This window comes from Parasalinivibrio latis (genome assembly GCF_036825535.1).
GTDB classification, from domain to species: Bacteria; Pseudomonadota; Gammaproteobacteria; order Enterobacterales; family Vibrionaceae; genus Parasalinivibrio; species Parasalinivibrio latis.
This window is the reverse complement of record NZ_CP098812.1, coordinates 2,339,826-2,353,378: the sequence shown is the minus strand read 5'-3', so window position 1 is coordinate 2,353,378 and position 13,553 is coordinate 2,339,826. Positions and strand designations below refer to the sequence as shown.

Annotated in this window: 9 protein-coding genes; 5 read left to right on the top strand and 4 right to left on the bottom strand. The window is 48.6% G+C overall.

Annotation, left to right across the window (positions count from 1 at the left end; genetic code table 11):
• The first annotated feature begins 18 nt into the window (after positions 1 to 18).
• Positions 19 to 1,131, top strand: a complete 1,113-nt coding sequence (locus NF212_RS10810) for an ABC transporter ATP-binding protein (protein WP_434355462.1) — start codon at positions 19 to 21, stop codon at positions 1,129 to 1,131.
• Positions 1,132 to 1,230: 99 nt separating this feature from the next.
• Here NF212_RS10810 and NF212_RS10805 read toward each other — a convergent pair whose 3' ends face one another.
• Positions 1,231 to 1,971: a YciK family oxidoreductase gene (locus NF212_RS10805; RefSeq protein WP_434355460.1), complete on the bottom strand. Its 741-nt coding sequence runs from the start codon at positions 1,969 to 1,971 to the stop codon at positions 1,231 to 1,233.
• Between the two features lie 106 nt (positions 1,972 to 2,077).
• Between NF212_RS10805 and sohB the strand changes: the two genes are divergently transcribed.
• Positions 2,078 to 3,133: a protease SohB gene (gene sohB / locus NF212_RS10800; protein WP_434355458.1), complete on the top strand. Its 1,056-nt coding sequence runs from the start codon at positions 2,078 to 2,080 to the stop codon at positions 3,131 to 3,133.
• Positions 3,134 to 3,143: 10 nt separating this feature from the next.
• On the top strand, positions 3,144 to 3,563 hold the full coding sequence (locus NF212_RS10795) for a DUF805 domain-containing protein (protein ID WP_434355456.1): 420 nt from the start codon (positions 3,144 to 3,146) through the stop codon (positions 3,561 to 3,563).
• A gap of 59 nt (positions 3,564 to 3,622) precedes the next feature.
• Here NF212_RS10795 and NF212_RS10790 read toward each other — a convergent pair whose 3' ends face one another.
• The 3 genes from NF212_RS10790 to NF212_RS10780 form a co-directional block, all read right to left on the bottom strand.
• Positions 3,623 to 6,250, bottom strand: coding sequence for a discoidin domain-containing protein (locus NF212_RS10790; RefSeq protein ID WP_434355454.1), 2,628 nt, complete (start codon positions 6,248 to 6,250; stop codon positions 3,623 to 3,625).
• Between the two features lie 773 nt (positions 6,251 to 7,023).
• Positions 7,024 to 8,436, bottom strand: coding sequence for an amidohydrolase (locus tag NF212_RS10785; RefSeq protein ID WP_434355452.1), 1,413 nt, complete (start codon positions 8,434 to 8,436; stop codon positions 7,024 to 7,026).
• Positions 8,437 to 8,615: 179 nt separating this feature from the next.
• Entirely contained in the window at positions 8,616 to 8,864 is a 249-nt protein-coding gene (locus NF212_RS10780) for a YciN family protein (RefSeq protein ID WP_434355450.1), read from the bottom strand.
• A gap of 614 nt (positions 8,865 to 9,478) precedes the next feature.
• Between NF212_RS10780 and topA the strand changes: the two genes are divergently transcribed.
• Together topA and NF212_RS10770 are read left to right on the top strand one after the other, a co-directional pair.
• Positions 9,479 to 12,097 carry a type I DNA topoisomerase gene (gene topA, locus NF212_RS10775; RefSeq protein WP_434355448.1) on the top strand — a complete coding sequence of 873 codons (2,619 nt, stop codon included), beginning with the start codon at positions 9,479 to 9,481 and terminating at the stop codon, positions 12,095 to 12,097.
• 480 nt (positions 12,098 to 12,577) lie between these two features.
• Positions 12,578 to 13,546 (top strand): protein YgjJ, encoded by a 969-nt coding sequence (locus NF212_RS10770; RefSeq protein WP_434355446.1) that lies wholly within the window; start codon positions 12,578 to 12,580, stop codon positions 13,544 to 13,546.
• Positions 13,547 to 13,553: the final 7 nt, after the last annotated feature.

Here is a 13,553-nt window from a genome sequence, read left to right as displayed (position 1 = left end):
GGAATTGAGAGGTAAGGGATGACAACCATTCAATACCAGCAAGTGAGCAAGAACTTTGCTGATACGAAAGTGCTGAAATCTGTTGATCTTGAGATCGGCGACGGGGAGTTTGTCGTTTTGCTCGGCCCTTCCGGTTGTGGCAAATCAACGCTGTTGCGCTTAACGGCGGGGCTCGAAGAAATCACATCTGGCTCGATAGTGATTAACGGTGAGCGGATGAATAACGTACATCCCCGTGACCGGGATATAGCGATGGTGTTTCAGAACTATGCCCTGTACCCGTTAATGACAGTTTACGACAACATGGCCTTTGCCCTGCGAATCAAAAAACTGAGTGAAGATGCTATCAGGGAGAAGATTGAATGGTCGGCGGAGATTCTTAACCTGACCGGTTACCTTGACCATTTTCCTCGCCAGTTGTCCGGGGGGCAGAGGCAGCGCGTTGCGATGGGGCGGGCGATAGTCCGTGATCCCTCTGCTTTTCTCTTTGATGAGCCATTGTCCAACCTGGATGCCAAGCTGAGGGCCGCTTTGCGGCATGAAATCCGGGCGTTGCATGACAAGCTTAAAACCACCACAGTGTATGTTACCCATGATCAAGTAGAAGCGATGACCATGGCAGACAAAATTGTACTGATGCGTGATGGGAGAATTGAGCAAATTGGTACTGCAGATGAAGTATTCGAAAAGCCCAGGACTGAGTTTGTCGCTGATTTCATTGGTTCGCCAGCGATTAACCTGTTTGATGGAGTTATCTGTATTCATGAAAGCCGGATGGTTTGCCGGTGTGAGGGTGCATTGTTCCCGCTTCCTGTTGGCTGCCGGGTTAAAGCTGGCGACAAGGTACGTTACGGTATCAGGCCGGATCAAATCACCTACAGCTCAACCGAGGATGACGGGGAAATTCTGGGAAGGGTAGAGGATATTGAATCAACCGGGGTACAGTCACTGTTATACATTAACATCAATGGGCTGGTGGTCAGGGTCAACGTACCCAGAAAAGTGTCTACGACCCTTGGGTCTGAGTGTTCACTGACATTTCAGCCTGATGCTATCCATCTTTTCGACAGTGAGTCCCGCCGCCGTATTGACAGCGAACCCTTGCCGTTAAAGACGGTGACAATGTCCTGAAACCGGTTAACGTTGGCCCAGAAACCAAAAAGCGGAGCAAGTGCTCCGCTTTACCTTTCATCGCGCAGAAAGGGTTATGGCAAAGAAACGGCAGTTTCCTTATTTCGGCTGGGCATCAATGCACTGGCCGTTAACGGTTTTACTTTCCGCTGCCATCAGGTACACATACAGCGGCATCAGGTCTTCCGGCGTTTTTAGCAGGTTAGTGTCTTCTGCCGGGAAGGCTTTGGCGCGCATCGAGGTGCGTGTGCCACCTGGGTTTATGGCGTTGACCCGGACAGAAGAGCCTTCCATTTCATCAGCAAGCGTCTGCATCATCCCTTCCGTGGCAAACTTGGAAATGGCGTAAGTGCCCCAGAACGCACGGCCCACGTGACCCACGGTTGATGTAGTGAAAACAATGCTGCCGTTTTCAGCTTTTTTCACCAGTGACAGCAGGGCTTTGGTCATCAGGAACGTCGCCTTCACGTTTACCTGCATCACCTCATCAAAGTCTTTTTCTTCAATTTGGTCGAACGGACTGAGCACGCCAAGCTGGCCTGCGTTGTGGAGGATACCGTCCAGCTTGCCAAACTGGCCCTCGATGGTTTCGGCCATATCAATGTAGTTTTGCTCGTTGGCTCCGTTCATATCCAGTGGGATGATTGCGGGCTGGGGAGCACCAAGCGCCTCGATTTCGTCGTAGACCTTTTCCAGTTTTGCAACGGTGCGCCCGAGGAGAATCACAGTTGCACCATGGGAGGCATAACTGAGGGCGGCCTGGCGTCCAATACCAGCACCTGCACCCGTGACCAGAATGACTTTACCTTTTAAACAGTCTGGAGTGACTTTGTATTCCACGTTACATTTCCTTAGCGTTTTGTCACAGCAAGCTATTGTATTCGGATAGCCCTGTACGCTACAACGGGGTTACAATGCCAGCTTCACAAAAAAAGAGGATAAGAATTTGGAGTTTTTCGTCGATTACGGCCTGTTTCTGGCTAAAGTCGTGACTATCCTGGTGGCTATCGTTGCGCTGATCATTGTTATCAAAAGCGCAAGTTCAGCCGGGCACGGCGGAAGTAAGGGGAACCTGGAAGTTACAAACCTGACTGAAAACTACAAGGAAACTGTCAGTCAGTTGGAAAACCACCTCTATGATGAGGCGGTGCTGAAAGCCAGACATAAAGAAAAGAAAAAACAGGAAAAAGCTGAGGCAAAGGCAAAGAAAAAGGCGGCTAAAGAAGCGGATACAGAATCGCTTGAACGCAAGCCGCGCCTGTTTGTCCTGGATTTTAAAGGCAGTATTGATGCCCGTGAAGTGACAGCACTTCGCGAAGAAGTCAGTGCTGTGTTAGCTGTTTCCCAGCAAGATGACGAAGTGTTGGTTCGTCTGGAAAGTGGCGGAGGCATGGTACATGGGTACGGTTTGGCCTCGTCCCAACTTGATCGTTTGAGCAAGGCCGGTGTGAAGCTGACAGTATCCGTTGACAAGGTAGCTGCCAGCGGGGGCTATATGATGGCCTGTGTGGCAGACAAAATTCTGGCTGCTCCCTTTGCGATTGTTGGCTCTATTGGTGTTATTGCCCAACTGCCAAACTTCAACAAGCTTCTGAAAAAGCACGACATTGAGTTTGAACAACACACGGCGGGTGAGTTTAAACGTACCCTGACCATGTTTGGTGAAAACGGGGATAAAGCCCGTGAGAAATTCCAGGAAGAACTGGAAGAAACCCATGTGCTGTTCAAGTCTTTTGTGAATGAGCACCGCCCGGATCTGGATATTGCCAAAGTGGCTACCGGCGAACACTGGTTTGGTCGTCAGGCAGTAGATTTGGGGCTTGTTGACGAAATCACCACCAGTGATGATTACCTGACCGCTGCATGCAAGGACCGCGAAGTGCTGCACCTTCATTATGCACAAAAGAAAAAGCTCGCTGAAAAACTGGCGGGTGCTGCTGGTGAGGCGAGTGACTCCCTGCTCCTCAAATGGATTGGACGCGGTCAGCGCCCGATTTTGTAGGAGATAGCGAATGACTAACCAAAAGTGGGCTCTGTTGTCCTTCAAAGGCCGGATGCGCCGTCGTGACTACTGGCTTTACAGCCTCCCGGTTCTGTTTGTCACTATGCCGCTGATGATGTACGGCGGTCAGGGTAACGCACTGGTAAACGCACTGGCGTTTGTGGTGCTGGGCTTTGTGATGTGGGCGTCTGTTGCCCTCAATGTGAAGCGCTTACAGGATCGAAACCGAAGTCCGTGGTTTATTCTGATCACCTTTGTGCCAGTAGTAGGGCCAATCTTTGTGATTGTCGAACTGGGTATTTTGGATGGTACGGCGGGACCTAACCGGTTCGGGCCGGATCCAAAAGGCCGGGGTGAACCGGGTGAGGGTGGCAATCCTTCACAGGCAAAACCTGAGAAAGGCAAAGACACGGTAACCATCGAGATGTGATGTTACGAACTGCTGTAAAAAACGCCAGTTTTCACTGGCGTTTTTTAATGGTGCAGATATTACATTGGTGTCAGGCGTATTTTCCCAATTCTGGCTCCGGGTTCCCGGACCAATACCCTGATGCGGTTGATACCGGGGTTCAGTTCTATGTGGGGATAGTCAGCCAACCCTGATATTCTCGGTGCTCGCTTCGACAGGTACCGAGGTTTTGCTTTACGGCTGAGGGCTGCATTTTGACCGCTTGTCGGGGCTTCATCATTAACAGTGATATGTACGGTGTCAGACTTCCCATCTGGTGCAGAGCCAAATAAATACACCCTGTATTGCTGAGGTAGGCTCGAGGGGTTGTTGACGACAAATACCAGTTCGGATGCCGACTCATTTGCCTCGGTGCCGGTGAATGTGTGGACATACTCGCTGGAAACAAAGTAAGGCACATTAAACCCTTTTGTACCGGCAGGTTTCATTTCCCAGAAGGAATAGTTGCCTTTGATTACCGCTGCGGGTTTTGCGGCGCTGATGACGATTTGTCCGGTATCCGATGCGCCAGGGATAACGGGTTCGGATACAGTTTTCAACTCGCCAATGTTAACTTGACCATCAACGTCATTCCCTTCTACGGTCACTTTCACGTAACGCGCATCAACAGGGATGAACCGGATTTCCTCAACCGGGTTTACTGAGGTGTTATGACCCTGGATTTGAGTATCCCAAACCGCGCCGTCAATGGATGTACTGACAGAAACCGGGTAGCTTCGCTCTGCTGGATTAAGAAGGGAAAGGTCAATACCCGACACTGAGCGTATACCGTGGTAGTCAACAGACAGAGTTAATGGCGCGCTGTGTTGCCAGGCATTGAGGGAGCCTGACGGCAGGCCATCAGCAATTGCGGGTACCTGGTTGAAAGAGGACTCATGGCTCGCATGGATTCTTGGGGCAGGGAGACCGGTTTTGCGCTGTGTAAGCTGGTCAAGGTAGAGGGAAGTCGGCCACAGGGTGTTCCCGATTCCCTGACCTTCCTTGACATCAGCAACCGTGTCTATTTGCCGGCTGTTATTCAGCTTTGGCGAGTTTCCTCTAGAGCCAATAAGCCAACCTTTACCGGCCTGGTTGGAAATAACTGCAACGTTGTTTCCGCTGTCACCCCGGTAAGTATTCCAGAAAATGTTCTCAGAACCCGAAAATCCATGCATGGTTGAAGACCCCCAGGGACGGTACTTGCTTTCTACATGCTCGCCAAACATTCCGAGGGTATCGACTAGGTTATGGACCGAAAGGAACATGTGAAAATCTGATGGTCCCTTTCCGTTTTTGGCGACATTGGCAAACAATACGTTTCCGTTGGCTACTGCAGTTTTAAAACTGAACGCGTGCCGCGCCCGGTCGAACTGGTTTCCGTAATAGAGGCCATCGCCACCAATGACATTTATCCCGTAGCCATTCCCTCCGGCTCCCCGGTATTTCGGTGACTGGTAAAGAAACTGTCTGACCGTGACATTCTGGACGTATGAGTTAGTCATACCATTTGACAGGGTTTCATGGGTATCTGCCGGGTTAAACTTGGCTGTCTGGATATCCTCAATCAACAGATCTTTAACCAGCGACGAATAGACGAGGGTGGAGTGATGAACGGCATGGGCTGCTGTTCCCGGTGTATTGTAATCATTATCGCCATACCCGCCGAAATCAGGTTGGTTCTGAGCAATGGAAAACCCGCTGACAACAACGTTGTTTAACAAATCGCTGTCTGAAATCTTCATAAAGCGGGAGCCATAACGCTCTGATACACCGAAAGTGACCGGGCGATCCACATCTACCCGAAACTCATTCCCTGAAAGGGGTTTAACATGTGTCACTGTCCGGATATAAAAAGGTAAAGGCACCTTGCCTTCCCAGGCGCGTTTGGCCGGGTTTTTGACACCCCGGGCTCTGAGTTGATCTTCACTCATTTTGTAATCACTGGCGAATGCGACGTTGGCGATACCACCAAATGCAACCATATCACCGACGTTAAGCTGTTGGCTTGATGCGGTGATGGTAACGCTGTTCTGACCCGAAGCATCACCTTTCACTGTACCCGGTGCGTTCGACAGTGCAACGGCTCCCAGATTAAGTTGGCTCACCGAAGTGCCTGGGTCTGTCGGGTAAAAAGCGGAAGAGACAGGTGTGATTTGGATAACTTTCGCTGAGCGGGTTGTATGGGTGTTAGCCCTGTCAAATTGTTGCGTGTGTTTCAGCACTGTCAGCCCTGAACCCGCCCCTTTTAACCATACGTTGTCATGGCTGATTTTAATGGCAATTGATCCATCTGACGGTTCGATTTTGTATGTGCCTTCCGGAACCAGAACAGTCCCTCCGCCCTGTTGCCCCACGTAATCAACTGCCTGATTGATGGCAACTGTTGAAGAAACGGCGCCGGTCGGGTCGGCTGTTTCAAACCCCAATGCCGTCATCGCTGTGGAATCGGTGACATCCAGTGATAAAGCCGGAATACCTGTAGGATCCGACATTCCATCTTGCATATATCCGGCATAAGAAAAATCAATTATCTCCTTGCCGGGCATATGACGCCATTTTTCCGGGTAAATGGAGGAGGTCCAGTAATCCGTGAAAGGGTCGGGAGCGGATACTGCTGACGCTGAAGCCAGCAAACTACTCAGCAGAATTGATGAATAAACGTATTTCATGACAGTTACTTCCTTGAAATATTATGGATTTCAGTTCCCCTAAGCTATTAACCTCGGGGTTAAACTCATCTACACACATAATAAAAACGTCGTAATTAAAACTGGTCATGCACTACCGAAAATTCATGATTTTCCAGATAATAAAAGTCTTGTTGACTGTATTTTCATTGTTGTAGCCTGAAAATCAGGCAATAAGTCATATTTAATAAATGTTCTTGTTGTTAAAAATGGTTCGAAATACAAATTACACTGACATGAAATAAAAAGTAAATATTAATAATTTATCAACCCTTAGGCATTTAATTCATTAATATCAGAAAGATAAAATCATTAATACAATTAAGCGCATATAACTAAGTGATTCATAATATTATGATAATTAAAGATAATGTTTAAGCTGGTCATGTGTCACAATTTACAAATAATTACAACTAATGGCTCGTCAATGCTGTTCTTATATTCACTAAGTATAATATGTTTGAGCGATTTTTTATTAGGTGGGGGTGGAATAAACAAAGGGCGGATAATTTATACCAATCGGACTCATTCTTTTATTGTTCCGGCTGGTGGGAATTATTCATTTCCGCGTTATTCTTTTTAATGTTAGTTACTGTGGTATCTCAAAATTCTAACGTCGCGTTCTGAACTGAATAGTTTTACCTCCGCTACGTCGGACGTATAAATTAATCCAATTGGTATAAGCAGGATAACCTGTTCTGCTGAACGAAAAAATGCTGCCTCTGACAGCAGCATTTTTTAAGTACATGAGGTGCTTACTGGACGATTTCGCCTTTTTCTTTCAACGTCTCACGAACAATTTCTGTGAAATTAATGGCTTCTTTCCTAATGACATTTTCATCCACCGTCAGTATGTTCCTGTTTTCCATCAGTACTTCGCCATCAACAACGCTGTGACGGACATTGGTGGCATAAGCTGAATAAACCAGCGCGGAGTAGGGGTTGTATACCGGCACCATGTTAGGGGCCTTGGTGTCTACCACAATGATATCTGCCAGCTTGCCCGGCTCCAGGGAACCGATTTTGTCTTCCATATGCAGGGCTCGGGCTGCACCTATGGTCGCCATGTCGATGACCTTGTAAGGAGGCATGGCTGCACGGTCCTGGTTGACCAGTTTATGGACTTTCGCTACCTGGCCAAACTCGTCAATGGTGCTAAGGGTATTTCCGGACATTGGCCCATCAGTGCCAAGACCGATGCGTACACCTTCGTCATACATTTTGAGGGCAGGGGAGACGCCTTTGGCTGATTTGATGTTGGCACTCATATTGTGGGCAACACCCATATCACTCTCTTTGACCAGTTCGATATCCTTGTCATCAACAAGGATCATGTGGGCACCAACCAAGTTCCGGTTTAGTGCGCCAATGTCATGCATGTACTGAACCGGGCTTTTTCCACCGGAGCGTTCAGCTATTACTTCTTGCTCACGGTGGGATTCTGCAAGGTGCATGAGTACGGGCACATCCAGTTTCAATGACAGCTCTGAAATCTTCTGCAGTGTTTCGGTGGTGTTTGTGTAAGGTCCATGGGGTGCGAAAGCCGGTGTGATGCGAGGATGGTCTTTGTACTCTTCGATGAAGTTCAGCGCATAGGTGATGCCTTCATCCGCATTTTTCGCATCCGCAACCGGGTACTTGATAACAGTTTCACCGAGTACCGCACGCATACCGATTTTATCTACAGTCTTAGCAACTTCATCTTCAAAGTAGTACATGTCTGCGTAGGTGGTTACGCCGCCTTTCAGCATTTCTACGTTGCCAAGGTTGGCACCAATTCGCACCATATCCCGCGATACCAGTGCATTTTCCAACGGGAAGATATAGCGGTGGAGGCGATCCGGGACGTCATCGGCCAGAGAACGGAATACCGTCATGGACACGTGGGTATGGGTATTGATGAGGCCGGGCATGACGATATCACCGTCCACATCCAGCGTTTTCCCTACTTCATAATTTCTGGCAAGGGCAGCGTCGCCAACAGCAACAATTTTGTTGTCTTTTACGACTACAGTCCCGTTTTCAATGACTTCACGGCCCGGGTTCATCGTCAACACGGTACCGTTAGTGATCATCAGGTCTGCTTGTTGGACTGCAATCGCACTTCCGGAGAGGGAAATACCGCAAGCGACAGCCAGTGCTGAAGCGAGTTTGGTCAGTTTTGTCATTTATATACCTTTTATCTGCAAGTGGGATGCGATGGCCTGAATGCTTTGCAGAATCGCGCGCTAAGGATAAAAGAGTCTGACGATAAGTTAAGTGATGACCTTGTCAATAATGGTAAGAAAATGCTACAGAAGGGGGTAGGGCTAGCATAAAGCTCCGGCCTGAGCCGGAGCCATGGGTATCAATCGGCCAATGTAAATTCCGGTGAAAGCTTGTGAGCCAGGAACTTGAACATATTGAATGCCTGGGTGGTATTCAACGTCGGCAGGCCGTTGTCATCAAGGAAGTATTCCCCTTTGAAGACCAATACCCCGTCTCTTTCCGATACATCATCAGCTTGCATGCCCTCAATATATGCATCGTGGTCACGGATAAGCTGGTTGGCGATCAGAAGGAGATCAAACTTTGAAATGGGCTTTTTTTGACTCATAGTCGTAGCGTCTTTGGAAACGGATGGCGTGGATAGTACGCCAAATGTGGCAGGGCATCCATAATTCCGGAGGTTAAGTTGAGTGGATTGTGGTCAAAACATCCTCCTTTATTACATGGAGGCTGGTATTGTGTCCGCCACTGTATTATGGTTTGCCACAGTTTTGCCGACAGCAATGTGACTTTGTACGTCTGATTTGGTTTAGATTGAATATGGTTTCACGGCGCATTTTTATGCACCAATGCAATCTTTCTATGCAATCCTCTTTTTGAAGTGAATCTGTACACTTGGCGGTGAATTTGGCTGGAAATTGTGACAGGACACAAAAAAACGTGTCGAATTCTGGCGCAGGTTGTGAAAGCAATGGTAATGATTAGCCCGCACAACCACTGGAAGTCCTGTGTGACAAGAGAATCGGTATTACTGCATTAACGTGTTGTTTGTAAAAGGTTGACGCTGGGTGGGTGATGTTGCCGCCGCAAACGAAAACAACATACGGGTTGATATTAAGGCTCAGTCACACAATATTGTAAAAAAGCGATGCATCCCTGCTGACAGTGGGTATGGTCAAAAATAATGAATGATTAAGAGCACGAGGGTGTAATTGAGTCACTATGGGTAAATCTCTCGTTATCGTGGAGTCTCCCGCGAAAGCAAAAACCATTAACAAGTACCTGGGCAAGGACTTCATCGTTAAGTCCAGCGTGGGTCATGTGCGCGACCTGCCAACCGGTGCATCTACCGGCGGTAAAAAAGCTACCCCAGTCTCGACTAAAGGACTCTCTCCTGAAGAAAAGCAGCGTATCAAGCAAGAAAAAGAACGAAACGCGCTGATCAACAAGATGGGTGTGGATCCTTATAAAGGATGGAAAGCCAAATACGAAGTTCTGCCGGGTAAAGAGAAGGTCGTTTCTGAACTCAAAACCCTGGCTGAAAAAGCTGACACCGTCTATCTCGCAACGGACCTTGACCGCGAAGGGGAAGCCATTGCGTGGCACCTGCGGGAAATCATCGGCGGTGACGACAGCCGTTATAAGCGTGTCGTATTTAACGAAATTACCAAAAACGCTATCAAGCAAGCGTTTGAAGCACCGGGTGAACTGAACCAGGATCGCGTAAATGCACAGCAGGCACGCCGTTTTCTGGACCGTGTTGTTGGCTTCATGGTTTCGCCTCTTCTTTGGAAGAAAGTCGCCCGTGGTTTGTCAGCTGGCCGTGTACAGTCTGTTGCTGTACGTTTGCTGGTTGAGCGCGAACATGAAATCAAAGCGTTTATTCCGCAGGAATACTGGGATATCCACTCTGATACTGCCAGCGCTGCAGGTGAAGCACTCCGACTGATGGTCACCCACCAGTCAGGTACTGCGTTTAAGCCGGTTAATGAAACCCAGGCGATGGCTGCTGCATCTTTACTGGAGAAAGCAGCTTACACGGTTAAAGATCGTGAAGACCGCCCGACAACCAGCAAGCCTTCTGCACCATATATTACGTCTACCCTGCAACAGGCGGCGAGTACCCGTCTGGGCTATGGCGTTAAGAAGACGATGATGCTGGCCCAGCGTCTGTACGAAGCGGGTTACATCACCTATATGCGTACCGACTCAACCAACCTGAGTAAGGAAGCGGTTGAAGCGGCTCGTGGCTATATCGAAGGTAACTACGGCAAGAATTACCTGCCGGATGCTGCCATTGCTTACGGTTCACGCGGCAACGCACAGGAAGCGCACGAAGCGATTCGTCCATCTGATGTCAATGTCCAGGCTGATACCCTGGAAGGCATGGAGCCTGACGCGCACCGCCTGTATGACCTGATCTGGCGCCAGTTTGTTTCCTGCCAGATGGTGCCTGCGAAATATGACTCCAGCACCCTGACTGTGGAAGCAGGCGAATTTACCCTGAAAGCTAAAGGCCGCACCCTGCGTTTTGACGGTTGGACACGCGTACAGCGCCCATCCGGCAAAAACGAAGATGTGACCCTGCCAAGTGTGGCTGTGGGCGAGCAACTGTCTCTGGTTAAAGTCGATCCTCAGCAGCACTTCACCAAGCCGCCTGCGCGTTATACCGAAGCAGCACTGGTTAAAGAGCTTGAGAAGCGTGGTATCGGCCGTCCTTCTACATATGCTGCCATTATCTCGACCATTCAGGATCGTGGTTATGTGCGCGTTGAAAGCCGCCGCTTCTATGCAGAGAAGATGGGTGAGATTGTTACCGATCGCCTGACCCACAGTTTTGCTGACCTGATGAACTACGACTTCACTGCCCGTATGGAAGAGAAGCTCGATGATATCGCCGTCGGTGAAAAAGACTGGAAGCGTGTATTGGATGACTTCTTTACCGATTTCTCCGGTGAGCTGGGCAAAGCGGAGCAGGATGAAGTTGACGGCGGTATGGAGCCGAACAAGATTGTCCTGACCGATATCGACTGTCCGACCTGTGGCCGCAAGATGGGTATCCGTACAGCATCCACCGGCGTATTCCTGGGCTGTTCAGGCTATGCCCTGCCTCCTAAAGAGCGTTGTAAGACCACCATCAACCTGATGGATGATGAAGGTATTATTAACGTTCTCGAGGAAGATGTTGAAACCGCTGCGCTGCGTGCCAAGAAACGTTGCCCGGTTTGCGAAACAGCGATGGATGCGTACCTGATCGACAAGGAACGCAAGATCCACATCTGTGGTAACAACCCAAGCTGTAACGGTTACATCGTAGAAAAAGGCCAGTTCCAGCTTAAGGGTTACGATGGCCCGGTTATCGAATGTGATAAGTGTGGCTCTGACATGGTGCTGAAAGACGGCCGTTTCGGTAAGTACATGGGTTGTACCAACGAAGAGTGTAAGAATACCCGCAAGATCCTGAAAAATGGCGAAGTTGCGCCACCAAAGGAAGATCCGGTTCATTTCCCAGAACTGCCTTGCGAGAACTCAGACGCTTACTTCGTGCTGCGTGACGGCGCTTCCGGCCTGTTCCTGGCAGCCAGTAACTTCCCGCGCTCACGTGAGACCCGTGCGCCGTTGGTAGAAGAACTGGCTCGCTTCAAAGAGCGCTTGCCTGCGAAGTACCAGTTCCTTGCCGATGCACCGGTTGAAGACCCGGATGGTCGTAAGGCAGTGGTACGCTTCAGCCGTAAGAGCAAAGAGAACTATGTCCGCACCGAAAACGATGGCAAGCCATCGGGTTGGACGGCTCTCTTCATTGACGGCAAGTGGGAAATCACCGACAAGCGCAAAAAATAACGTCAGATTTTATTTTTGAAAAAAGCCGGCAGTAGCCGGTTTTTTTTTATGTATTATTCGCTGGGTAAATATCATGTTTGAATTTCTTTGATATCATTCTTTCTTCAAACAAAAATAACCCCCTCGATATATTTGCGCGGAATATAAATAATCCAATCAATAAATCACCAGTAAAATATATCCAAATAACTATCCAAGCAGACAATTAATCAATACAGCGTGTTTGATGGAAATTTGAACTGCATTGTGCTGTTTTTGTTGGATTTAATTATCAATTGTTCAATTTTAATTTTAAAAAAATATGTTCTGGCACGGTATTAATGTGAGCTTCTGTGCAGTAATCATTTCACGCGAACCCATACGTTGAACAAAATCACATTTCGTATTTTTCATATCTCCAAATTTATTTTTTGCGACGGCATTATCAATGCGCCCGGTATGGCCGGGATCGGGGTATTAATAACCATAAGTAGAAAGAATATGAAAAAGACAATTTTAAGCGCTGTTATTGCTTCTGTGGTTTCGTTTGGTGCGACTGCAAACGAAGAGTTCAACTGGGATTTTTATGGTGAACTGGGCCTGGGTGGCGAAGTTTACCTGGAAGGTGATGACAAGGGTAAGTACCTGGATGGTTCTTACATGGATCTGGCCCTGGCATTTGAAAAGGGTAACTGGTTTGGTCTGGCATACCTGGAAGGCTGGACGGTTCCGGCAGTAGAAAAAACAGGTGAAACCTGGGTACCGGGTCACGGTGTTCGTGGCTGGGAAGGTGGTTTTAACCGTGTATACGTAGGTTACAAATTCGAAGGCGGCAAAGAACTGACGTTTGGCCGTATGGATTCCGCTCTGGATGAAATGGACGGTTACTCAGACTTTACTGTTGAGTACGGCCTGACCCCTTCTGAAGCCGGTGATATCTCCGTAGGTCTTAAGCTGAAAGACGTTGAAGGCGATTTCCGCTACGGCATCTCTATTGCACCAGAGTCTTCTTACAACTCTGATGACCAACTGTTCGATTTCGGTAAATACGACCATTACGGTGACAAGTTTGAGAAAGCAGCAGTAGCCAACGGTTATGTTGAGTACCGCATGGAAGGCATCAAGGTAATGGCTGGTGCTGAAGTGACTGATGGTGAAGGCAACATCATGATGGTGGGTGCTAACTTCTTCGACCACATCGGTTTCCGTGCATGGCACGACACTGACAAGGGCAGCTACGGCGAAGAGAACGGTTTTGTACTGAACGGCATGTTCGAGCCTTCTGAGGGCCTGTACCTGTCAGCCGGTTATAACTATGCTGACCGCGAGAAGGGCAGTGATGTGCAGTTCGTTAACGCCGGTATGTGGTACGCCTTCGGTGCAAACGAGCAGTATGCGTTTGCAGTCGATACCTACCTGCCAAAAGACGGTGAGAACAAGGTATTCGTTAAGCAGTTCTTCTACTTCTAATCAATCA

Bases quoted from the DNA above. Each gene is read 5' to 3' on its own strand.
- NF212_RS10810 (WP_434355462.1), top strand. From the start codon at position 19: ATGACAACCATTCAATACCAGCAAGTGAGCAAGAACTTTGCTGATACG.
- NF212_RS10795 (WP_434355456.1), top strand. From the start codon at position 3,144: ATGACTAACCAAAAGTGGGCTCTGTTGTCCTTCAAAGGCCGGATGCGC.
- NF212_RS10790 (WP_434355454.1), bottom strand. From the start codon at position 6,250: ATGAAATACGTTTATTCATCAATTCTGCTGAGTAGTTTGCTGGCTTCA.
- NF212_RS10785 (WP_434355452.1), bottom strand. From the start codon at position 8,436: ATGACAAAACTGACCAAACTCGCTTCAGCACTGGCTGTCGCTTGCGGT.
- NF212_RS10780 (WP_434355450.1), bottom strand. From the start codon at position 8,864: ATGAGTCAAAAAAAGCCCATTTCAAAGTTTGATCTCCTTCTGATCGCC.
- topA (WP_434355448.1), top strand. From the start codon at position 9,479: ATGGGTAAATCTCTCGTTATCGTGGAGTCTCCCGCGAAAGCAAAAACC.
- NF212_RS10770 (WP_434355446.1), top strand. From the start codon at position 12,578: ATGAAAAAGACAATTTTAAGCGCTGTTATTGCTTCTGTGGTTTCGTTT.